This window comes from Terracoccus sp. 273MFTsu3.1 (genome assembly GCF_000383675.1).
In the GTDB taxonomy this organism is placed as follows: Bacteria; Actinomycetota; Actinomycetes; order Actinomycetales; family Dermatophilaceae; genus Terrabacter.
On record NZ_KB911826.1, the window covers coordinates 150,553 to 173,030 of the forward strand.

At 72.1% G+C, this 22,478-nt stretch carries 21 protein-coding genes; 14 read left to right on the forward strand and 7 right to left on the reverse strand.

The genetic code is table 11. The annotated features are described in order from the left end of the window. Positions 1 to 87: 87 nt before the first annotated feature. A complete protein-coding gene (locus H283_RS0119175; RefSeq protein WP_028785740.1) occupies positions 88 to 1,122 on the reverse strand; it encodes an aspartate-semialdehyde dehydrogenase in 1,035 nt (344 codons plus the stop codon). A gap of 193 nt (positions 1,123 to 1,315) precedes the next feature. Between H283_RS0119175 and H283_RS0119180 the strand changes: the two genes are divergently transcribed. Next, the gene (locus tag H283_RS0119180; protein WP_156023314.1) at positions 1,316 to 1,798 is read left to right on the forward strand and encodes a hypothetical protein; all 483 of its coding nucleotides are present in this window, start codon (positions 1,316 to 1,318) and stop codon (positions 1,796 to 1,798) included. Positions 1,799 to 1,860: 62 nt separating this feature from the next. On the opposite strand, the gene H283_RS0119185 is transcribed toward H283_RS0119180, so the two are convergent. Next, positions 1,861 to 2,622, reverse strand: a complete 762-nt coding sequence (locus H283_RS0119185; protein ID WP_020145147.1) for a MerR family transcriptional regulator — start codon at positions 2,620 to 2,622, stop codon at positions 1,861 to 1,863. A gap of 148 nt (positions 2,623 to 2,770) precedes the next feature. On the opposite strand from H283_RS0119185, the gene H283_RS0119190 reads away from it, so the two are divergent. From H283_RS0119190 to H283_RS0119230, 9 genes are all read left to right on the forward strand, one after another. Next, a complete protein-coding gene (locus H283_RS0119190) occupies positions 2,771 to 3,745 on the forward strand; it encodes a LysR family transcriptional regulator (RefSeq protein ID WP_196806024.1) in 975 nt (324 codons plus the stop codon). 51 nt (positions 3,746 to 3,796) lie between these two features. Further along, complete coding sequence (ddaH, locus tag H283_RS0119195; RefSeq protein ID WP_020145149.1) at positions 3,797 to 4,567, forward strand: dimethylargininase; 771 nt, start codon at positions 3,797 to 3,799, stop codon at positions 4,565 to 4,567. A 74-nt stretch (positions 4,568 to 4,641) separates the two neighbouring features. After that, positions 4,642 to 5,481 carry a TspO/MBR family protein gene (locus tag H283_RS0119200; RefSeq protein WP_043650211.1) on the forward strand — a complete coding sequence of 280 codons (840 nt, stop codon included), beginning with the start codon at positions 4,642 to 4,644 and terminating at the stop codon, positions 5,479 to 5,481. A gap of 166 nt (positions 5,482 to 5,647) precedes the next feature. Further along, positions 5,648 to 6,895, forward strand: coding sequence for an NAD(P)/FAD-dependent oxidoreductase (locus tag H283_RS0119205; protein ID WP_028785741.1), 1,248 nt, complete (start codon positions 5,648 to 5,650; stop codon positions 6,893 to 6,895). 118 nt (positions 6,896 to 7,013) lie between these two features. Then, positions 7,014 to 7,724, forward strand: coding sequence for a fasciclin domain-containing protein (locus tag H283_RS0119210; RefSeq protein WP_020145152.1), 711 nt, complete (start codon positions 7,014 to 7,016; stop codon positions 7,722 to 7,724). A gap of 120 nt (positions 7,725 to 7,844) precedes the next feature. After that, positions 7,845 to 8,666: a DUF4397 domain-containing protein gene (locus tag H283_RS0119215; RefSeq protein WP_020145153.1), complete on the forward strand. Its 822-nt coding sequence runs from the start codon at positions 7,845 to 7,847 to the stop codon at positions 8,664 to 8,666. A 30-nt stretch (positions 8,667 to 8,696) separates the two neighbouring features. Then, complete coding sequence (locus tag H283_RS25760) at positions 8,697 to 9,461, forward strand: class F sortase (RefSeq protein ID WP_020145154.1); 765 nt, start codon at positions 8,697 to 8,699, stop codon at positions 9,459 to 9,461. Between the two features lie 23 nt (positions 9,462 to 9,484). Beyond that, positions 9,485 to 10,057, forward strand: coding sequence for an RNA polymerase sigma factor (locus tag H283_RS0119225; RefSeq protein ID WP_020145155.1), 573 nt, complete (start codon positions 9,485 to 9,487; stop codon positions 10,055 to 10,057). Continuing rightward, a complete protein-coding gene (locus H283_RS0119230; RefSeq protein WP_020145156.1) occupies positions 10,041 to 10,796 on the forward strand; it encodes an anti-sigma factor in 756 nt (251 codons plus the stop codon). Before H283_RS0119225 ends, H283_RS0119230 begins: the two co-directional genes overlap by 17 nt. Before the next feature lie 3 nt (positions 10,797 to 10,799). Here the strand turns inward: H283_RS0119230 and H283_RS0119235 are convergent, their stop codons facing one another. Then, complete coding sequence (locus H283_RS0119235; RefSeq protein WP_231372325.1) at positions 10,800 to 11,372, reverse strand: MarR family winged helix-turn-helix transcriptional regulator; 573 nt, start codon at positions 11,370 to 11,372, stop codon at positions 10,800 to 10,802. Between the two features lie 63 nt (positions 11,373 to 11,435). Between H283_RS0119235 and H283_RS25765 the strand changes: the two genes are divergently transcribed. After that, on the forward strand, positions 11,436 to 13,544 hold the full coding sequence (locus H283_RS25765) for an MMPL family transporter (protein ID WP_231372326.1): 2,109 nt from the start codon (positions 11,436 to 11,438) through the stop codon (positions 13,542 to 13,544). A 267-nt stretch (positions 13,545 to 13,811) separates the two neighbouring features. Here H283_RS25765 and H283_RS0119245 read toward each other — a convergent pair whose 3' ends face one another. After that, complete coding sequence (locus H283_RS0119245; RefSeq protein WP_020145159.1) at positions 13,812 to 14,420, reverse strand: GNAT family N-acetyltransferase; 609 nt, start codon at positions 14,418 to 14,420, stop codon at positions 13,812 to 13,814. Next, a complete protein-coding gene (locus H283_RS0119250; protein WP_020145160.1) occupies positions 14,420 to 15,826 on the reverse strand; it encodes a serine hydrolase in 1,407 nt (468 codons plus the stop codon). Before H283_RS0119250 ends, H283_RS0119245 begins: the two co-directional genes overlap by 1 nt. Positions 15,827 to 15,994: 168 nt before the next feature. Between H283_RS0119250 and H283_RS0119255 the strand changes: the two genes are divergently transcribed. After that, positions 15,995 to 18,217: an NADP-dependent isocitrate dehydrogenase gene (locus H283_RS0119255; RefSeq protein ID WP_020145161.1), complete on the forward strand. Its 2,223-nt coding sequence runs from the start codon at positions 15,995 to 15,997 to the stop codon at positions 18,215 to 18,217. A 149-nt stretch (positions 18,218 to 18,366) separates the two neighbouring features. On the opposite strand, the gene H283_RS0119260 is transcribed toward H283_RS0119255, so the two are convergent. Next, entirely contained in the window at positions 18,367 to 19,074 is a 708-nt protein-coding gene (locus H283_RS0119260; protein WP_020145162.1) for a FadR/GntR family transcriptional regulator, read from the reverse strand. A gap of 158 nt (positions 19,075 to 19,232) precedes the next feature. Here H283_RS0119260 and H283_RS0119265 point away from each other — a divergent pair, with 158 nt between their 5' ends. Continuing rightward, entirely contained in the window at positions 19,233 to 19,763 is a 531-nt protein-coding gene (locus H283_RS0119265) for a gluconokinase (protein ID WP_020145163.1), read from the forward strand. After that, a complete protein-coding gene (locus H283_RS0119270) occupies positions 19,760 to 21,157 on the forward strand; it encodes a GntP family permease (RefSeq protein WP_020145164.1) in 1,398 nt (465 codons plus the stop codon). Before H283_RS0119265 ends, H283_RS0119270 begins: the two co-directional genes overlap by 4 nt. Before the next feature lie 102 nt (positions 21,158 to 21,259). Here H283_RS0119270 and H283_RS25770 read toward each other — a convergent pair whose 3' ends face one another. After that, positions 21,260 to 22,420, reverse strand: coding sequence for an acyl-CoA dehydrogenase family protein (locus H283_RS25770; protein ID WP_020145165.1), 1,161 nt, complete (start codon positions 22,418 to 22,420; stop codon positions 21,260 to 21,262). Positions 22,421 to 22,478 lie beyond the last annotated feature (58 nt).

Consider the following 22,478-nt stretch of genomic DNA (forward strand, 5'->3'; position numbering starts at 1 on the left):
AACACACCGAGAAGGTCACAACCCACCGCGTTCCGATCCCGGTGGGTTGTGACCTGCGCGGTGTGTTGCGGGGTGGGCGGGTGACCGTCAGCGACGGGCGACGAGCGCCTCGGCGATCTGGACGGCGTTGAGGGCCGCGCCCTTGCGGAGGTTGTCGCCGACGACGAAGAGCACGAGCCCCTTGCCCTCGGGTGCCGCCTGGTCGGCCCGGACGCGCCCGACGAAGACCTCGTCGCGGCCGGCGGCCTCGAGCGGGTTGGGCACGTCGGTGACGATGACGCCCGGAGCGTTCTTGAGCAGGTCGAGCGCCTCCTCCGGGGAGATGTCCTCGGCGAACTCGGCGTGGATCGCGAGGCTGTGCCCGGTGAAGACCGGGACGCGCACGCACGTGCCCGAGACCCGGAGGTCGGGGGCGTGCAGGATCTTGCGCGACTCGTTGCGCAGCTTCTGCTCCTCGTCCGTCTCGAGCGAGCCGTCGTCGACGATGGACCCCGCGAGGGGCACGACGTTGAAGCCGACGGGCACGGCATACAGCTGGGCCTCGGGGACGGCCACCGCGCGCCCGTCGAGGGCGAGCCCGGTGGGGTCGCCCGCGGCATACGCGCCCTTGAGCTGGCGGTCGAGCTCCTGTACGCCCACACCGCCGGAGCCGCTCACGGCCTGGTAGCTGCTGACATGCAGCCGCACGAGGCCGGCCTTCTCGTGGAGCGGCTTCAGCACCGGCATCGCGGCCATCGTCGTGCAGTTGGGGTTGGCGACGATGCCCTTGGGGATGTCGTCGAGGTCGGCGGCGTTGACCTCCGAGACGACGAGGGGCACCTCGGGGTCCTTGCGCCACGCGCTGGAGTTGTCGACGACGGTCGCACCGGCGGCGGCCACCTTCGGCGCGAGCTCCCGGCTCGCGGCGCCACCGTTGGAGAAGAGGGCGATGTCGATGCCGGAGAAGTCGGCGGTCGCCGAGTCCTCGACCGTGACGTCCTCGCCCTTGAACGGGAGCGTCGTGCCGGCCGAGCGCGCCGACGCGAAGAACCGCACCTGCGTCACCGGGAAGTCCCGCTCCTCGAGAAGGGCGCGCATGACGCCACCCACCTGACCCGTCGCACCGAAGACACCAACTCGCATGGCCCAAGGTTACGGCGGGCGGCGGTCAGGCACGGGGCGCCGTTCAACTGGTGGGCGCCCCGGCCGCGCCGGCTGGAAGGTGGCTGGGATTCTCCCGTTTCACCCACCTGCCCTGCGGAGTGGGAGCACCCTCGACAAGGGGCCACAGTCCCCCCTCGGGGGCCACAGGAACACACCTTCAAGGGAGAGTCGTATGAGCCGACTCAGCATTCGGGCCACCTGCGCGATGGCCGTCGTCGCACCGCTTCTCGTCGTCAGCGCCGTGTCCGCCGGTGCCGGCGGCAACGGAGCCGTCACGTTCACCGACAACCAGCACTCGGTCGTCGACGTGTTCCACGACATGAACCCGTGCACCGGGGACCCGGGCACGGTCAGCGCCGTGGAGAACCAGATCTTCCACGGCACCATCAACAAGACCGGCTCGTGGTTCACGGGCACGGTCGAGGGCAAGTTCACGTTCACGCCGGACGACCCCTCGAAGGTCACCTACACGGGACACTTCGCCACGTGGTTCGGTGACGAGAACAACCTGCGCAACGGCGTCGAGCACAGCACGTTCAACGTCAACGCGACAGGCACGGACGGGTCCCACCTGCAGTTCCACGACAACGCCCAGGCCACGCTCAACGCGAACGGCACCGTGACGGTCTCGTTCGACCACATGTCCTGCGCCTGAGGGGCGCCGGAGTCACCGGGCCGAGCGATCCAGCGACCGCTCGGCCCGGCATGCCCTCGACGTCACTGCCGGTGGCGGTCGGCGTTGGCGTGGATCGCGTCGCGCACGTATGCCGCGAGGCCGGGTGCGATGTCCTCGTACGTCTTCGTGAAGCGGGGATCGGCGACGTACATGTCGGCGAGCCCCCGGTGGAAGGTGTGGTCGAGGTCGTAGAAGCGGTCGTGGATGTGTCGGCGGTGCTGCTCGGCCGCGTCCATGGCCGCCTCGCTCGTCGCGGGCTCGCCTGACTGCAGTGCTGTGACGAAGGCGGCGTTGACGGCGTCGGCCTCCTGCTTGACCTGCTCCCAGTCGGCCTTCGTGTAGCGCTTGGTGCGCGACCGCGACTGCTTCCAGGCGTCGGTCTCACCCCAGCGCTCCTGGGCCTCCTGCTCGTACTCGTCGCTGAAGCCGTCGCCGAAGAGCTCCTTGAGGTCCTCAGGCGTGGCGGGCTGCTCGTTCATCTCTCGCTCCAGTGCTCGGTCGATGGCCGAGACGAGCTCGCGCAGCTCGTCCAGCCGGGTCATGACGGTGGCGCGCTGCCGGCGCAGGTGGTCGGCCGCGTCCTCACCGCCTCGCAGCAGCGTCGCGATCTCGTCGAGCGGCATCTCGAGCCGCCGGTAGACCACGACCTGCTGCAGGCGCGTGAGGTCCTCGTCGGTGTAGAGGCGGTAGCCCGCCCGCGAGCGCTCGCTCGGGACGAGCAGGCCGATCTCGTCGTAGTGGTGCAGCGTGCGCACCGTCACGCCGAAGAGCTCGGCGACCTGCCCCACCGTCCAGGTGGTCATCTCCTGCGTCCTTCCAGTCATGGGATCGAGCGTGACGCCTCACGCGACGTGAGGGTCAAGCCCATTGAAGCGCCGATGGGCGGGCACGGCGCCGGGAGCGCCGCACGTCCCGGGTGGCGCCGTCGGGCGTGCGGCCTACGCTCGGTACGTGGAGCTCGAGGTCCGTCACCTGCGCGTCGTCGCGGTGGTCGCGCAGCAGGGCAGCATCCCCGCCGCGGCGGCCGCTCTGGGGGTGTCCCCGTCGACCCTGGGCTCCGAGGTCGGCCGCATCGAACGCGCCCTCGGCTGCACCCTGTTCCGGCCGAGCGGAGACGGGGTCGCGTGCACCGCGATCGGCGAACGCGTCGTGTCGCGGGCCCGCACCGTCCTCGACGAGGTGGCGGCGCTGCGTGAGGACGTGCGCACCCACCGCGCGAGCGACGCCCCGCTGCGCATCACGTCGGACTCGATGCGCTACTTCACGTCCTTCGTCAGCCACGCCTACGCGACGGACATGCGACGACCGTTGATGCCCGTGCCGCCGCTGGCCGGCGGGACCACGACCGAGGCGATCAGCGACGGCCGGGTCGACGTCGCGGTCGTCATCGCGCTCGTGGCCGACCTGCGCGAGGAGCGCGCGCGGTCGATGATCGGCGAACGCGTCATCGTCGAGCGCGAGCCGCTGCTCGTCGCGTTGTCCGCGTCGCACCCGCTGGCGGCCCAGCGGTGCGTCGACATCAGGGAGCTCGCCGGCGAGGACTGGATCCTGCCGCCGACCGAGGTCGACCCCGGGTCCGAGGCGACGAGCACCGTGCTCGCCCGTCTCGGCGTCACCCTCCGTTCGTCCTACGGACCGCACGACCTCGGGCCGTTGTGGCCGGCGGTCGTCGCCGGCCGCGCCGTGTCCTTCGCCGTGCCCACGGCGTCCGCCCCGCCGGGCGGTGTGCTGCGGCCGCTGTGCGACCAGCCGATCACGGCCCGGCGCCTGCTCCGCTGGCGGCTGGGGGCGCTCGACGACGAGGACGTCGAGCGGTGCGTGCGCGCAGCGGGCTCGGCCTACCGGGAGCAGCTGACCCACACCGCGCAGACCCAGGGCTGGTGGCCGACCGCACGCTCCGACGAGAAGCCGATCCTCGCGCCCTGACCGGCCGTTGCGACCTCCGACCGGTCGGCGCCGCGCCCCTAGAGTGAGCGCGTGCACCGTCGCCTCGCGCTCGTCCGTCGACCCTCCCCTCGTCTCGCGGACGGGATCGTGACGCACATCGAGCGCTCGGCCTCCGTCGACGGCGAGCTGGCCCTGCGGCAGTGGCAGGAGTACGTCGACGTGCTCGGACGTCGCGGTTGGTCGGTCGTCGAGGCACCTCCGGTCGACGACTGCCCCGACGGCGTCTTCATCGAGGACCAGGTCGTCGTGCACGGCGACGTCGCGATCCTGTGCCGGGCCGGCGCCCCCGGACGCCGCGGCGAGCGCGCGGGGGTGCGCGAGGCCGTCGAGGCACAGGGCTACCGGGTCGTCGAGGTCGAGGAGCCCGGCACCCTCGACGGCGGGGACGTGCTCAAGCACGGGCACGTCGTGTGGGTCGGTGTCGGCGGCCGGACGAACCTCGTCGGCATCGAGCAGCTGCGGCGCGCGTGGGCGGGCCATCGCGTCGAGGTCGTGGCGGTGCCCGTGTCGAAGGTCCTGCACCTCAAGTCTGCGGTGACCGCTCTGCCCGACGGGACCGTCCTGGGCTACCCGCCGCTCGTCGACGACCTGAGCGCGTGGCCCCGGTTCCTCGCTGTTCCAGAGGAGTCAGGCGCCCACGTCGTGCTGCTCGGCGGCATGTCCGTGCTCATGTCGGCGTCCGCGCCGCGCACCGCGCAGCTGCTCGCCGCCCGCGGGCACGACGTGACGACCGTCGACATCTCCGAGTTCGAGAAGCTCGAGGGCTGCGTCACCTGCCTGTCGGTGCGCCTGCGCGGATAGACCGGTGGCCGCGCCACTCTCTGTTAAGGTCGCTAACTGGATGAGCAATCTCCCGAGCGACTGAGGTGACCGACATGCCCGGATCCACCACCCCGACGACGGCTGCCCTGACCAGCAGCGACCAGCTGCGTCGCGCGGCCGTCGTCGCCGCCGAGATCTTCTGCGTCGTCGGCACGCTCTTCGGCGTGGGCGTCCTCGGCACGCGCGTCGAGGAGTCCTCGGGAGGAGCCCTCGCCGCGACCGCGACCCTCATCGCGCCCGCCGGCCCGGCCTTCTCGATCTGGACCCCGATCTACCTCGGCCTCCTCGCGTATGCCGTGTGGCAGGCCCTGCCTGTCAACGCCGTTCGCGAGCGGGTGCGTAGCACCGGGTGGCTCGCCGCCGCGTCGATGGTGCTCAACGCGACGTGGCTCCTCGTCACGCAGCAGGGCTGGATCTGGGCGAGCGTCGCCGTCATCGTCACGCTCGCGCTGACCCTCGGCGTCCTCCTGCGCCGCCTGACCCGTGAGCCCGCCAGGTCGACGTGGGAGCAGGTCGTCCTCGACGGCACGTTCGGCCTCTACCTCGGCTGGGTCGCCGTCGCGACGTGCGCCAACATCACTGCGGCACTGGTGGACTCGGGCGTGGACCTCGGCGCCACCGCCAACCAGGCTGCGGCGGTGGTCGTCCTGGCCGTCGCGGCCGGACTCGGCATCGTCTTCGCCCGTCGCCTCGGTGGCCGCTGGTCGGTCGCCGCCGCGATGGCCTGGGGGCTCGCGTGGATCGCCGTCGGCCGCCTCGGGGACGAGCCGGGCTCCCTCGTGACCGGCATCGCAGCGGTCGTCGCCGCCGTGGTCGTCGTCGTCGCCGCCGGGCGCTGGCACACCCGACGGCGGGCGACGCCGGAGACGTCGCGACGGCTGCGCACGGTCTGAGGACCTCGGCGCCGCGCCCTCGGAACGCGTGTCGCGACGGTCCGGCGGCGCGTCGTGAGCCGGCCGGGTGCCCGCCTCGGATATGGCCCTCGCAGCCACCCCGCGACCGACCCGCGAGGTCTACGCTGCGACGGGGGCCGGACTCGAGCAGTGGGGTGATCCTTTCGTGGACGCTGACGTCGTCATCGTCGGGGCAGGGCTGGCAGGGCTGCGGTGCGCGCGACGACTGACCGAGCTCGGTCATGAGGTCGTCGTCCTCGAGTCGAGCGACGGGGTCGGCGGGCGCATCCGCACCGACGTCGTCGACGGCTTCCGGTGCGACCGGGGCTTCCAGGTGCTCAACCCCGCCTACCCGGCGGTGCGGCGGTGGGTCGACGTGTCGACGCTCGACCTCAAGCCCTTCGGGTCCGGGGTGCTGGTGCGGCGCACGAACGGCCTGCAGGTGCTCGCCGACCCGATGCGCGAGCCGCGGCTGCTCGCCCAGACGATGCGCAGCGGCTACCTCCACCCGCGTGAGCTGGCAGGCGTCACGCGGTGGACCGCTCGCGTCATCGCCGACCCGAAGACCGTTCTCGCCCAGAAGGACTCGACCCTCGCCGACTCACTCGACGAGGCCGGTGTCACGGGTCGCCTCCGCCGTGAGGTGCTCGACCCCTTCCTCGCCGGCGTCCTCGTCGACAGCCACGGCGGCTCGTCGGCCAACTTCACGAAGCTGCTCGTGCGGATGTTCGCGCTGGGCCGGCCGGCCGTCCCGGCGACGGGCATGCAGGCCCTGCCCGAACAGGTCGCGAAGCCGCTCGGCGACCGCGTCCGGCTCAACAGCCACGTCGAGTCGATCACGACCGTGCACGGGGGCGTCGACGTCCGCGTCGACGGCCGGCGCCTGAGGGCCCGCAGCGCCGTCGTCGCCACCGACCCCATTGGGGCGGCGACCCTCACGACCCTGCCCGAGCCGCCGACCAAGGGCCTCGTCACGTGGTGGTTCGACGCGCCGGAGCCGCCCCACTCCCTGCCCCTCGTGGCCGTCGACGGACGACGCCACGACTCCGTCCCACCCGGCCCGGTGTGGAACACCGCCGTCATGACGGCCGCAGCCCCGAGCTACGCCCCGCCGACGGAGCACCTCGTCGAGGCGACGTGCCTGCTCGACCGTGCCGACGGCGACGCGTCGGAGGCCGACGTCCTGCGCCACGTCGGCGAGATCTACGGCTGCGACACGACGGACTGGCGCGTCGTCACGCGACACCGCGTCGACGCGGCGCTGCCCGCCATGACACCGCCCCTCGAGGTGCGGTCACCGGTCACGCTCGGCGACGGCGTCTTCGTCTGCGGCGACCACCGCGACACAGCCTCGATCCAGGGCGCGCTCGTCTCCGGCCAGCGCGCGGCCGAGGCGGTCAACGCACACCTCTGACGCGGCACGCCCCCACCGCGAGAAGAAAGTTCGCGGCAGGTGCATCCCTGCACGGCACGTCCTCGGAAGTAGGGGCAGACGGCACACGACGCCGTCGCTCCCGGAGAGAGGACAGACCGTGAAGAAGCGCCATCTCGTCCCCGTCGTCGCGGCCCTGGCGGGCGCCCTCGCCGTCCCTGCCGCCGTCGCCGCCCCTGCTGCGTCGGGCGCATCGAGTGCATCGAGTGCATCCAGTGCCTCGCGCACCCAGGCGTCGGCGGTCGCCGCAGCCGCCCCGACCGGAACCACGAGCCTCGCCGACGTGCTGCTCGCGGACGGCAACCAGTTCGACGGCAACTGGTACGACTACGACATCGTCACCGAGGCGGTCCTGGCCGTCCTCGCGGCGAAGCCCGACAGCCCGGTGGGCCTGCTGACGCAGGGTGACGTGCCGCTGACGGCCTTCATCCCCAACGACCGGGCCTTCCAGGTCCTCGCTGCCGACCTGACGGGCCGCTGGTACGGCTCCGAGACGAAGGTCTTCGAGGCGCTCGCCGGCGCCGTCGGCATCGACGCCCTGGAGCAGGTCCTGCTCTACCACGTCGTCCCCGGCGGCCCCGTCACCTCGTCGCAGGCCCTCCGGTCCGACGGCGCGATGCTGGCGACGGCGCTCCCGGGCAAGAGCATCAAGGTCGACGTGCTGTCGCGCTGGCTCAAGCTCGTCCGCCTCGTCGACGGCGACCGCAACGATGCCGACCCGCTGCTCAACCCGCGGGCGCTCGACATCAACAAGGGCAACCGGCAGATCGCGCACGGCATCGTCCTCGTCCTGCGACCCGCCGACCTCTGACGCCCTCCGCGCGGCCCCCGAGGTCCGCACCGCACACCACAGATCCCCCTCCCGGATGCACCTCCACCCGAGCGCGGCCCCGTCGCACTCGAGCACTCACCCCTCTGGAAAGGAACGACCATGAAGTCGCTTCGCATCGCCGCCGCCACGACCCTCGCCCTCGCCCCGGCCGCCTTCCTCGCGGCCCCGGCCCACGCGGCCGACGCCACGGTCTCGATCCTCCACGCCGTGCCCGGCGCGACGGTCGACGTCTACGCCAACGGCAAGGCCCTCCTGACGGACTTCAAGCCGGGCACGCTGACCGATCCGCTGATGCTTCCCGAGGGCACCTACGACCTCAAGGTCACGCAGGCCGGCGCGGGCGCCGGTGGCGCAGCCGTCATCGAGGCCAACGACGTCAAGGTGCCGGGCGGCGCCAACGTCACCGTCGTCGCGCACCTGTCCGAGGCCGGCAAGCCGGTCCTCACGCCCTTCGTCAACGACACGTCCACGATCGATGCCGGCAAGGCGCGGATCACCGTGCGCCACACGGCCGCCGCCCCGGCAGTCGACGTCCGGGCCAACGGCACGGTGGCGTTCAAGAACCTCACCAACCCGAACGAGGCCAAGGCCGACCTGCCCGCCGGCACGATCTCGGCCGACGTCGTCCTCGCGGGGACCGACACCGTCGCGATCGGCCCGGCCGACCTCGACCTCAAGGAGGGCACCAACACGATCGTGTACGCGTGGGGCAGCGCCGCCGACAAGAACCTCGAGCTCGCAGTCCAGACCCTCTCCGGCATGCACTCGGCCCCGGGCGGCGTCCCGGCCGGGGCCGGCGGCCAGGCCGCTGCGGCGCGGGAGTCCTCCGATGTCGCTCGCTACGCGGCCGTCATCGGCGCCGCTGCCGCCGCAGGCGGGCTCGTCCTCGTGTCGCGCCGCCGGGCCGCCGGGGTCCGCTGACCCGGTACGCACCCGTCACGAACGACCGAGATGAACCGCACCGTCGACCCCGGACCGGGTCGCTCCCGGGCCCGGGCATCGAGCCCGTCCAGGGGGGTGGCCGCCGCGCTCGCGGCCGCTCTCCTGGCGGGCGTGGGCGTGGCGTGGCTGACGCGTGACTCGGATGCCGCCCTCCCAGCGGCGTCGGTGGCGGGCGTCACCAGCACCGCGGCACGCCCCGCCGGCGACCCCACGACCCCTGCCCCGCAACCGGGGTCGCCGGGGTCGGGGTCGCCGGCCGGGACGGACGGCTCGGCCGGTCCGGCACGACCAGCGGTCCACCCGGCGACGCAGCAGGCGGGTGCGACCGCGGCAGTCCCCGACCGCCTGACGATCCGCCGTCTCGGCATCGACATGCGGGTCGTGCCGGTGGGCGTCGCCCGTGACGGCGAGATGGCGCTGCCGGAGACGCCTGCGCAGGTGGGCTGGTACCGCTACGGCCCCCGACCCGGCGACGACGCCGGGTCGACGGTCCTCGCGGCCCACCTCGACATGCCGGGCTACGGCATCGGCCCCATCGCCACTGTCGAGGAGCTGCGCACGGGCGACGTCATCACGGTGCGGTCGGGCGAGGTGACGAGGCGGTACGCCGTGACGTCGGTGGCCAGCGTCCGCAAGACGACGCTCGACCTCGCGGCACTCTTCGCCCGCGACGGGCCGGCCCTGCTCCACGTCGTGACGTGCGGCGGCGACTTCGACCGCGAACGGCGTCGCTACGACGAGAACGTCGTCGTGACCGCCGAGCCGCTCGCATGAGCCCCACGTGGTTAGGTGGGTCCGTGCACGTGCACGACGATCCTGACGTCGAGTCCGCCGAGCTCGCCGTCCGGCTGTCCGGTGGGGACCGCGAGGCCCTGGCCGAGATGTACCGCCGCTGGTCCCCCCTCGTGCACACCATCGCCCTGCGTGCCCTCGGTGCCAGGGAGGACGCCGAGGACGTCGTCCAGCAGGTCTTCGTCGCCGCGTGGCGTGGCCGGGCGACGTTGCGACCCGACCAGGGGTCACCCGCCGCCTGGCTCGTCGGCATCACGAAGCACCGGATCGCCGACGTCCGCACGCAGCGCTACCGCACCCACCGCAACCTGCAGGCGGTCGCGTCCGAGGTCGTCACGGAGCAGGCGCCCACCCACGAGGCAGACTGGGCCGAGCGACTGCTTCTCGTGCACGAGCTGGAACGCATGGGCGATCCTCGAGCGACCGTGCTCCGAATGGCGTTCCTGGAGGACCGCACGCAGGAGGAGATCGCCCGCACGCTGGAGATGCCCCTCGGCACCGTCAAGAGCCACGTCAGGCGAGGGCTGCTCGAGCTGAGAGACCGACTCAAGGAGGTGGAACGTGTCGCATCCGACTGACGACGAGCTCGTCGACCTCGCCCTCGGCGAACCCGTCGACGCCGAGCGTTCCGCCCACGTCGCCACCTGCGGCCAGTGCTCCGCGACCGTGGAGCAGCTGCGTCGCACCGTGCGCCTCGCGAGCGGCCCGGTGTCGTATGCCGGGTGGCAGGCTCCCGACGACGCCGTCTGGGCGCGGGTGGCCGCTGAGATCGACGCCGACGACCCGCCGGTGGCAGAGGTGCCCGAGACCGCGAACGCGGCGTCGTCCCCCGACGTGGCGGCCCACGACATCCGCGTCGCCCGTGACGGCGCGCGGCGACCGTCGCGCCGCCGCACCGCCGCGTGGGCCGGCGCGCTCGTCGCTGCCAGCCTGGTCGTGGGCCTGCTCGCCGGGCGGGCCATCTGGAGCCCGAACGAGAGCGGGAGCGTCTCGCAGGTCGCCCTGAAGACCCTCGACACGCGCCAGCGGGAGGGAGAGGCCTCGGTCGTGCGGACCGGGGACGGGCTCGACCTCAACGTCGTCACCGACCGTCCGCTCGACGCCGGCGACGGCTACCTCGAGGTCTGGCTCATCAACGCCGACGGCAAACGGATGGTCTCCGTCGGGGTGCTGCGACCCGGCGAGACGGGCACCTTCCCGATCAGCCAGGCGCTCATCGACCAGGGGTACGTCGTCGTCGACATCTCCAAGGAGCAGTTCGACGACAAGCCGGCCCACTCGGGCGACAGCCTGCTGAGGGGCAAGCTGCCCGCCTGAGCGTCACGTCATGAGGTTCTTCATCGCGGCGGTCGCACCCCTGAGGTAGCGCTCGACGACGACGCGGTCGCCCTCGGACAGGGTCGCGTCGAGGGCCGCGAGGCTCTCGAACATCGGCGTCATCCGGGCGAGCACCTCGGCGCGGCCGCGCTCGGTGATGACCACCTCGGTGCGTCGGCCGTCGCCGGGGTGTGAGCGACGCTCCGCGTGCCCGTGGCCGACGAGGCGGTCGACGACGCCGGACGACGCGGCCGACGTCACCCCGAGCACTTTGGCGAGGTCGACGGGACCGATGGGTCCGCGCATGAGGTGGCGGAGCGAGTGCAGCTCCGACGTGCTGAGGCCCGCCTTGCGGGCGACGACCGCAGGGACGGTCTCGGACACCTCGACGAGCTCCTGCAGGGCCGTGAGGGTGCCCGTCGTGCGCCACTCGGGCACGCCGGGAACGAGGCCGACCTCGGGCGGCCCGTCCGCCCGGGCGTGCTGCCCGCCGTCGGCGGCCGCACCCTTCGAGCGGCGGGCACGGCTCGGAGCCGGCTGTTGGCCGACGGTCTGTTTGCTGCTAATGTCACTCACCAACTTAGTAATCTACTGAGTAACCCGATGAACCATCTTAACTGGAGGTGTGGCGTGCGTTCGGTGACCGACAGGATCACGCGCAAGTGGTGGGCCGTGGCGATCGTCGTCCTGGCCCTGGCAGGAGCGATGGGCGTCGTGAGCGCCGTGGGCGAGGCGCAGCGCACCTCGGCCTCGACCGATGCCCTGCCGATCGGATCCGACAGCGCAGCGGCGCTCGCGATGCGCGACCGGCTGCCCGAGGCCGAGGGCTCCACGGCCGTCGTCCTCTTCAGCAAGGGCTCCGGCACGCTGACCGCCGCCGACCTGGCGGCCGTCGAGGGACGCGTCGCCCAGGTCCCCGGCGCCGGCCGTGCCCCGCTCCAGCGCAGCGAGGACGGCACGGCCGCGCTCGCGATCGTGCCCGTCGACGCCACGGACGCCACGGAGACGGCAGCCCTCGTGGGCGACATCCGAGAGGTGGTCAAGGCCGACCTGCCCGAGGGCGTCACGGCCCAGGTCACCGGGCCGGCCGCCGTCCAGGCCGACCTCGCCGCGGTCTTCGAGGGCGCCAACACGCGTCTGCTCATCGCCACCGCCTCCGTCGTCGCCCTGCTGCTCGTGCTGACCTACCGCAGCCCGATCCTCTGGATCTTCCCGCTCGTCGTCGTCGGTGTCGCGGACCGACTCGCGGCCGTGGTCGCGACACACACGCTCGCGGCATTCTCCATCGTGTGGGACGAGTCGACCATCGGCATCCTCTCGGTCCTCGTCTTCGGCGCCGGCACCGACTACGCCCTGCTGCTCATCTCGCGCTACCGGGACGAGCTCCGCAGCCACGCCGACCGGCGGGAGGCCATGTCCGTGGCCCTTCGCCGCACGTCCGAGGCCGTCCTGTCGAGCGCCGTCACCGTCGTCATCGGCCTGCTGACGCTGCTGCTCTCCCTGTTCCCGGCGACGCGCGGCCTGGGCCTCGCCTGCGCCGTTGGTGTCGTCGTCGTCGCGGCCTTCGTCCTGCTCGTCCTCCCGGCGGCCCTCGTCCTCTTCGACCGCTGGATCTTCTGGCCCAAGGTTCCCCGCGAGGGCGAGGCCGCTCTGGCCGACGGCCACTCGCTGTGGCGCCGCGTCGGCGACCGCGTCGCCGCGCACCCGAAGCGCATCATCAGCGTCACGCTCGTCGTGCTCGCGGTCATGGCGGCGGGCATCGCCGCGATCGACACCGGGCTCAAGCCCGCCGACCAGTTCCTCAGCAAGCCGGAGGCCATCGCCGCGAGCGAGCGGCTGGCCCAGTCCTTCCCTGCCGGCAGCGCCGACCCCGCCGTCATCGTCACGACGGCGGACCCTCAGGCCGTGACGGCCGCGGTGCAGGACGTCCCCGGCGTCGCCGGCGCCCGCACCGTCAAGGAGGCGGACGGGGTGGCAGAGGTCGACGCCGTCATCGCGGCTGCGCCCGGATCGGACGAGGCGACCGACACCGTGCGGGCCCTGCGCGCGGCACTCACGTCGCACCCGCAGAGCCACGTCGCCGGCACCGAGGCCGTGGCCCTCGACCAGGCGGAGGCGTCGTCGCGCGACCGGCTCGTCATCTTCCCGATCGTGCTCGCCCTCGTGCTGCTGGCCCTGGGCCTGCTGCTCCGCTCGGTCGTCGCACCGCTCGTCCTCGTCGCGACCGTCGTCGCCACCTTCCTCGCGAGCGTCGGGGCGTCGTGGTGGATCTTCACGAAGGTCTTCGGTTTCTCGGGCCTCGACGACAGCGCCCCGCTCTTCGCCTTCGTCTTCCTCGTGGCGCTCGGCGTCGACTACAACATCTTCCTCGTGACGCGGGCACGCGAGGAGTCGCGCCTGCACGGGTCGCGTCAGGGGATGCTGCGTGGCCTGGCCGCCACGGGCGGCGTCATCACGAGCGCCGGCATCCTGCTCGCCGCGGTCTTCGCGGTGCTCGGTGTGCTGCCGCTCGTCGTGCTGGCCCAGATCGGGGTCATCATCTGCGTCGGCGTCCTGCTCGACACCCTCGTCGTGCGCACGCTTCTCGTCCCGGCCATCGCGGTCGTCCTCGGCGACCGCTTCTGGTGGCCGCGCCGAACGCACCCGGCCCCGTCGGGCCAGTCGACGACCGAGGGCGCCGGCCCTGCCGCCGATGCCAGTGCCGATGCCGATGCAGATGGCAGGACGAAAGTCGCGACAAACTCTTGACAGGGGGCGGCCGCGGCCGTTCAATCAAGGGGACGAACCTTCGACAAACCATGGACATACGAGGCAGATGCCTCAGCGGAAGCCTCGTCGTCCAGACCCCGCAGTCACCGTTTGACACCGCCACCCCTCGACAGCCCGTTGCGGTCGCGATCGATGCCCTCCCCGTCGATCGAGGCAGATCGTGGGCCGCGCGCCGGACTCCCTTCCGGTGCGTGGCCCACATCTGCATGGCGAGAGGCATCCGGCTTCGGCGTCGCGCTCCGCCGCTCAGACCGGCCATTCCTCGCGGAGCAGGCCCCACGTGTTGTCGTCGAGCCAGGTGCCGTCCTTGCCCAGCGACTTGGCCCGGATCGTGGCCTCGTGCCGCATGCCGATGCGGCGCAGCACCCGGTTCGAGGCGATGTTGTCGGCATAGGCATCAGCGGTGATCCGGCGCAGCCCCAGGTCGCGGAAGCCGATGACGAGCAGCTCAGCGGCCGCCTCGGCCGCCAGGCCGCGACCCTGGACGTCGGGGTGCAGCGCGTAGCCGATCGTCCCCTCCCACTCCTGCGCCGGCGCGCGGCCGATGCTGTGGCACGGCTCGAGCCGCATCATGACGTCACCGACGACACGACCCGTACGACCCGTGCGCCGCTCCTCGACGGCGAGCGCGAGCAGCGGCTGGACCGCACCGGGCCGACCGCGCTCGATGCGCTGGGCGATGCGCTCGCGCACCTCGTCGTGGGTCAGGACGTCATGGCTGAGGTGGACGACGACCTCGGGCAGGCAGCGGTAGGCATGCACGGCATCGACGTCGTCGAGCGTCAGCGGGCGCAGCAGGAGGCGATCGGTGAGCCGCGGCCACACGAGCCGGGACAGGTCGGGAGACGCCGGCACTAGCGCCAGCCGTCCGCGGCGACCCCGCCCGGCACGTCGCCGGCCGGGTCGTAGGGCGTACGCGTGAAGCGGAACGACGCGAGGTCGAGGTGCGACGGCGTGCCGTCGGCGGCACGCACGACCCGAAGCGGCTCGCCCGTGTAGTAGCCGTCCAGCCCCACCCAGACGTCGGGGCCGTCCGCGACGAAGCGCGAGCCGCGGGCCTGGCCGGGCTCACCGAGCACGAGATGCTCTCCGACGACCTTCGCCATGGACACCGACGGCCCCCAGTGCCACGTTCCGACGAGCTCGAGGGCCGACGGGTCCCCCGATGCGAACCACGGCTCCGGCGCTCGTGGCTCGCGCGCGACGAACGCCGCGAGCAGCTCGGGGGCGATCTGGCCCATGCCGCTCGTCGTGTTGGTGACCACGACGACACCGTCACCGCTCTCGATCTCGACGCGCAGGCCCGCGAGGAAACCGGGCATCGAGCCGCCGTGGCCGGCATACCTCGTGCCGTCGACGTTCCAGACCTGCCAGCCGAGCCCGTGGGCGGTGGTCCAGGGCTGGCCGGGGTTGTCGTTGATCGTGTGGGGCTCGTACATCTCGGCGAGGGTGTCGGACGACAGGAGCTCGGCCGTGTCGCCCCCGGCGAACGTGGCCCAGCGCGCCAGGTCCTGCACCGTGGTCCAGAGCTGCCCGGCGGGGGCCATCGCGCCCGCGTCGTGCTCGGGCTCGGGCAGCAGGACGTCGGCGAAGGGGTGCACCGCAAGACCCTGCGCGGCCCGGCCGCTGGGGCGGGTCGTCGTCCGGGACATGCCGAGCGGGTCGAGCAGGCCGCGCCGGACGACCTCGAACCAGTCGACCCCGTGCGCCCGGGCCAGGAGCTCGCCCAGGGCCGCGAAGCCGACATTCGTGTAGTGGAATCGTCGACCGGCCCGGAAGCGCTGCCCCACAGGTGATCCCGCGACGCCGCCCGCGAGCGACTCCCAGTCACCCCCGGGCGTCCGCTCCCACCACGGGCCGTTCGTCTCGGCCTGCACCCCGCCCCCGTGCGAGAGCAGCTGGGCGATCGTTGCCCCGCCGAACCGCGAGCCGGGCACGTGGTCCTCGAACCGGTCGAGCAGGTCGACCCGGCCGGCATCGCGCAGGCGCATGACAGCCACGGCCACGAAGGTCTTCGTGATGGAGCCCATCCGGTACTGCGTGTCGGCGTCGGCCGGCTGCCCGCCGAGGCGGCCGTCGAGAGTGCCGATGGCGTCGGACCACACGAGAGCGCCGCCACGCACGATCCCGGCGGCGACCGAGGGCAGGCGACCACGGCGCTGCTCGGTCGCGAGGAGGTGGTGCAGGTGGCGGGCGGTGACGGGGTCGATCACGCCGTCGGTGCCCGGGACGTCGGCGGCGCTGCGCGGGTCGGTGCTCACCCGCTCCAGCCTAGGCCGGGGGTCTCTGGCGTGGCGCAGGCCACCCCGGCAGGATGGGACGGCGGCCCCACGGTCGCCCCGCATCGGATATCTTGACATCAAGATTTATTCGGGGATCCTCGAAGACCGGATCTCGGCACGAACAGCAACCCGAACGGAGCACCCGCGTTGGACTCGACAATCATCTACACGCACACGGACGAGGCGCCCGCCCTGGCCACGGCCTCGCTGCTGCCCATCGTCTCGGCCTTCGCCAAGCAGGCCGGCGTCGAGGTCGAGACGCGTGACATCTCACTCTCGGGTCGCATCATCGCCGCGTTCCCCGACGCCCTGAAGCCGGAGCAGCGGATCGGTGACGCCCTGGCCGAGCTCGGAGCGCTCGCCAAGACGCCCGAGGCCAACATCATCAAGCTCCCCAACGTCTCGGCGTCGATCCCGCAGCTCAAGGCCGCCGTCGCCGAGCTCCAGGCCGCGGGCTACGCCCTGCCCGACTACCCCGACACTCCGTCCACCGACGAGGAGAAGGCGGCTCGGGCGGCATACGACAAGATCAAGGGTTCGGCCGTCAACCCCGTTCTGCGGGAAGGCAACTCGGACCGCCGTGCCCCGGCGTCGGTGAAGAGCTACGCGCGCAAGCACCCGCACTCGATGGGCGCGTGGAGCGCCGACTCCAAGACCAACGTCGCAACGATGGGTGCCGACGACTTCCGCCACAACGAGACGTCCGTCGTCCTGCCTGCCGACGACACGCTGCGCGTCGAGCTCGTCGGCGCCGACGGGTCCACCACCGTCCTCAAGGAGTCGATCCCCGTCCTCGCCGGCGAGGTCGTCGACGCGACGTTCATGGACGTCGCGAAGCTGCGTGACTTCCTCTCCGAGCAGGTCGCCCGGGCCAAGGCCGAGGGCGTCCTCTTCTCGGTGCACCTCAAGGCCACGATGATGAAGGTCTCCGACCCGATCATCTTCGGTCACGTCGTGCGCGCCTTCTTCCCCGACGTCTTCGAGACGTATGCCGGCGCGCTGGCCTCCGTGGGGGCATCCCCCAACGACGGGCTCGGCGCCGTGCTCAAGGCCGTCGAGGGCCTGCCCGCCGACGAGCGCGCCGAGGTCGAGGCCGCGGTCGCCCAGGGCTTCGAGGAGGGCCCCGCCATCGCGATGGTCGACTCGAACAAGGGCATCACCAACCTCCACGTCCCGAGCGACGTCATCGTCGACGCGTCGATGCCGGCGATGATCCGCACGTCGGGCCACATGTGGAACCGCGAGGGGGGCGAGCAGGACACGCTCGCCGTGCTGCCGGACAGCTCGTACGCCGGCATCTACCAGGTCGTCCTCGACGACTGCCGCACCAACGGCGCCTACGACCCGTCGACGATGGGCTCGGTCTCCAACGTCGGGCTCATGGCGCAGGCCGCCGAGGAGTACGGCAGCCACGACAAGACGTTCGAGATCCCGGCGGACGGCACCGTGCGCGTCGTCGACTCCTCGGGCACGACCCTGCTCGAGCACGCCGTCTCGGCGGGCGACATCTGGCGAGCCTGCCAGACGAAGGACGTGCCCATCCGTGACTGGGTCAAGCTCGCCGTCACCCGCGCTCGCGCCACCGGCACGCCGGCGATCTTCTGGCTCGACGCCGACCGCGCCCACGACGCGAACCTCATCACCAAGGTGAACGAGTACCTCACCGAGCACGACACCGACGGCCTGACCATCGAGATCATGAAGCCGACCGACGCGATCGCCTACTCCCTCGGGCGCATCCGCAAGGGCGAGGACACGATCTCGGTCACCGGCAACGTGCTGCGCGACTACCTCACCGACCTCTTCCCGATCCTCGAGCTCGGCACCTCGGCCAAGATGCTGTCGGTCGTCCCGCTCATCAACGGCGGTGGCCTCTTCGAGACCGGCGCCGGCGGCTCGGCCCCGAAGCACGTGCAGCAGCTCGTCCAGGAGAACTACCTCCGCTGGGACAGCCTCGGAGAGTTCCTCGCCCTGGCCGTCAGCTTCGAGCACCTCGCCGACGTCACCGACAACGCCCGCGCGCGGGTGCTCGGCGAGACCCTCGACCGTGCCACCGGCACGCTCCTCGACGAGAACAAGGGCCCGGCGCGCAAGGTCGGCCAGATCGACAACCGCGGAAGCCACGTGTGGCTGGCCCTCTACTGGGCCCAGGAGCTCGCCCGGCAGACCGACGACGCAGCGCTGGCCGAGACGTTCGGCCCCGTGGCGCAGGCCCTCGTCGACAACATCGACACGATCTCCCGGGAGCTCGTCGACGCCCAGGGACACCCGGTCGACATCGGCGGCTACTACCGTCCCGACGCGGCCAAGGTCGCCTCGGTCATGCGCCCGTCGAAGACCTTCAACCAGATCATCGACGCCCTCTCCTGAGCGCAGCGCCACCCGGCAGCGCCCACTCGACCTCACGGGCCGGGTGGGCGCTGTGTCGTATGCCGTCACGCGCGTCGGCGCGGACGTGCCGTGGGCACGCGGCCGGCTGCACGGCACACGCCCCGGCCGGCCGGCGCGGCAACCTGCCGCTACTGGCTCTCGGCGTCGCGCAGCGCGTCACTGGCCTCGGTGATGATGGCCTGCATGGCAGCCGCGGCGGCGGCACCGTCGCCGGACTGGACCGCCTCGGCGACGTCACCGTGCAGGCGGACCGCGAGGGGGTTCGGCGTGGTCGGCATGAGGTCGTGGTGGGTGCGGCCGGCGAGCACCTCGCCGACGACGTCGGACAGGGCCGCGAGCATCTCGTTGCCGGAGGCGGCGAGCAGGGTCGAGTGGAAGAGCTGGTCGGCCACGAGGTAGGCCTCGAGGTCGCCCGACTTGGCGTGCACCGCCATCTGCATGACGGCGCCCATGAGGGCCCCGCACTGGTCGGGGGTCGCCCGGGCGGCGGCGAGCTCGGCCGCGACGGGCTCGACGCCTCGGCGCACGTCGCCGAGGGAGAGCAGCTGCTGCTCACGCCCCGGCCCGTCGAGGCGCCACCGGATGACGCGCGGGTCGAAGACGTTCCACGACGTGCTGGGCAGGACGCGCACGCCGACGCGCTTGCGGGCCTCGACGAGTCCCATCGAGTCGAGGACCCGGACGGCCTCGCGCACGACGGACCGGGACACCCCGTAGCGCTCGTCCAGCTGGTCGATGCGCAGCACGGTGCCCGGGGCGAGCTCTCCGGTGGCGACCTGTCGGCCGAGGTCATCGAGCACGCTCGCATGCAGGGCGGGGCGACGGTCCGTGGGCACAGCCACAGCCTGACACACGGCAGTCGTCATCGAGCCGACCCACACTTAAAACAGTTTTATTAACGGTCAGGTCTTGATAAGACGTTCTTGTTGTTGCACCCTAGTGCGAGCGACTCGACGAAGACGTCGTTCGAGCCGGACGAAGGAGTCACGGAGACATGCAGCACAACCCACCTCCCCTGGTCGTCGTCATGGGGGTGTCCGGCTCGGGCAAGACCACCGTCGGCGCGGCCCTCGCACAGCGCCTGCGCGTCCCCTTCGCGGACGCCGACGACTTCCACCCCCAGGCCAACATCGACAAGATGTCGGCCGGCATGCCGCTGACGGACGACGACCGCGGCCCGTGGCTCGCCACCATCGCCGTCTGGCTCGGCGAGCACGCGCAGAGCGGTGGGGTGGCCAGCTGCTCGGCCCTGAAGCGCGCCTACCGCGACGTCCTCGCGGCCGCGGCGCCCCACGTCGTCTTCGTCCACCTGCACGGGGACCCCGACGTCATCGCCGCCCGCGTCGCCGGCCGGCCCGGACACTTCATGCCCACGGCGCTCGTCGAGTCGCAGTTCGCGACCCTCGAGCCGCTCGAGCCGGGCGAGCGCGGAGCCGTCCTCGACGTCGACCAGCCGGTCGACGACCTCGTCACCCAGTCCCTCACCCTCATCGACTCTCGCGACCCGGAAGCGACCCGCCCATGACCGCCGACCTGCTCTCCCTGCTCCCCCTCTCGGCCCTGACCGCCGACACGCCGCCGCCCGACATCCCGGCCGGACGCCTCGTGCCCGCCGCGCTGCTCGGCATCGCCGTGCTCGTCGTCCTCATCGTGCGCTTCAAGCTGCACCCCTTCCTCTCGCTGACCCTGGGAGCGCTCACCGTCGGCGCCGTCGCCGGCGTCCCGATGGCGGACGTGGTCGACAGCTACTCGAAGGGCTTCGGCAGCACGGCTGCCGGCGTGGGCATCCTCATCGCGCTCGGCGCGATGTTCGGCAAGCTGCTCGCCGACTCGGGTGGCGCCGACGAGATCGTCGACACGATCATCGGCCGCAGCGGCACACGGTCGCTGCCCTGGGCGATGGCCGCGGTCGGCGCCATCATCGGCCTGCCGATGTTCTTCGAGATCGGCCTCGTCCTGCTGATGCCGGTCATCTTCCTCGTCGCACGCCGCTCCCAGCAGTCCGTGGTCCGCGTCGGCATCCCCGCCCTCGCCGGCCTCTCGGCCATGCACGGACTCGTGCCGCCCCACCCCGGCCCGCTGGTGGCCATCGACGCCCTCAAGGCCAACCTCGGCGTGACGCTCGGCTTCGGCATCCTCGTCGCCATCCCGACCATCGCGATCGCCGGCCCGTGGTTCGCGCGTCTCGCAGGTCGTTGGGTCGACGTCCCCGCGCCGGACCTGTTCGAGGCGCGGGAGTCGGACAACGGCCCTCGCCCGTCGTTCGGCATCACGATGCTCACCGTCCTGACGCCCGTCGTCCTCATGATGGGCAAGGCCCTGGCCGACATCCTCGCCGACAAGGGCACCGCCGCCCGCACCGTCCTCGACTTCCTCGGAACGCCGCTCGTCGCGCTGCTCATCGCCGTCATCCTCGCGATGTTCACCCTGGGCCGCGGCGCCGGGATGGGCGTCAAGCAGGTCAGCTCCTCCCTCGAGTCCTCGCTCGGCCCGATCGCCGGCATCATCCTCATCGTGGCGGCCGGTGGCGGGTTCAAGCAGACCCTCGTCGACACCGGCATCGGCCAGCTCGTCGCCGACTGGATCGCGGGCAGCGGCCTGTCGGTGCTCCTGCTCGCCTGGCTCGTCGCGGTGCTCATCCGTCTGGCCACCGGCTCGGCCACGGTGGCCACGGTCACCGCCTCGGGAATCCTCGCGCCGCTCGCAGCGGGCATGTCCACCAACGGGGTCTCGCTCATGGTCCTCGCCATCGGCGCCGGCTCGGTGTTCTTCTCTCACGTCAACGACGCCGGCTTCTGGCTCGTCAAGGAGTACTTCGGCCTCAAGGTCGGCCAGACCATCAAGACCTGGTCGGTGATGGAGACGATCCTGTCGGTGACCGGGCTCGTCCTCGTGCTCCTGCTCAACCTCGTCGTCTAGCCTCGTCGTTCGGCCGAAGGCCGCGGCAAACACAGCACCCGACACCGTCGAGAGGCCGGTTCTCGTTCACGAGAGCCGGCCTTTCGACGTGACGTGAGCTGGTCAGTGGATGCGGACCCCGCTGATGGCACGGGCGATGACGAGGCGCTGGATCTCGGACGTGCCCTCGAAGATCGTGTAGATCTTCGCGTCGCGCGACCACCGCTCCACGGGGTGGTCGGTGACGTATCCGGCCCCGCCGAGGATCTGCACCGCCTTGTCGGTCACGGCGACCGCGACCTCGCCGGCCTTGAGCTTGCTCATCGAGCCCTCGGCCGCGGTGAACGGCTGGTTCGTGCGCCCCATCCAGGACGCCCGCCAGACGAGCAGACGTGCGGCGTCGATCTCGGTGCGCATGTCGGCGAGGGCGAAGGCGATCGCCTGGTTCTCGATGATCGGCCGCCCGAACGCGACGCGGTCCTTGGCGTAGTCGAGGGCGTACTCGTAGGCCGCCCTGGCGATCCCGAGCGCCTGCGCGCCGACCGTGGGCCGTGAGATCTCGAACGTCCGCATCGCCGCCTGCCCGGTCGAGGACGCGCCCTCGCGGGCGCGGGCGAGGCGCTCGTCGAGCTTGTCCTTGCCGCCCAGCAGGCACGACCCCGGCACGCGCACGTCGTCGAGGAAGACGTCGGCGGTGTGCGAGGCGCGCAGACCGAGCTTGCGCAGCTTCTTGGCGCCCTGCAGACCCGGGGTGCCGGGCGGGACGATGAAGGCGGCCTGCCCGCGAGAGCCGAGGTCGGGGTCGACGACGGCCGTCACGACGTGGACGTTGGCGATGCCGCCGTTGGTGATGTAGGCCTTCTGCCCGCCCAGGACCCACTCGTCGGTGGCCTCGTCGTAGCGGGCCCTCGTGCGCATGGCGCCGACGTCGGAGCCGGCCTGCGGCTCGGTCGTCGCGAAGGCCCCGAGCTTCGGGTCGTCGGCGTCGCCGTAGCACTGGGGCAGCCACTCGACCATCTGGTCGGGGGTGCCCGAGCCGTAGATCGCGGCCACCGCGAGGGTCGTGCCGAAGATCGACATGCCGATGCCCGCGTCACCCCAGAAGAGCTCCTCGTTGGCGAGGTTGATCGAGATGCCGGTCGGGTCGGACCAGCACTGGGCCAGGAACTCGAAGCCGTAGAGGCCGTTCTTCGCGGCCTCCTGGATGACCGGCCAGGGCGTCTCCTCCCTCGCGTCCCACTCGGAGGCGGCGGGGCGCACGACGTCGGCGGCGAAGCCGTGCACCCAGTCCGCAGCTCGGTCTGGTCGTCGTTCAGGGCGAGCGAGAACTCCACCACGACGA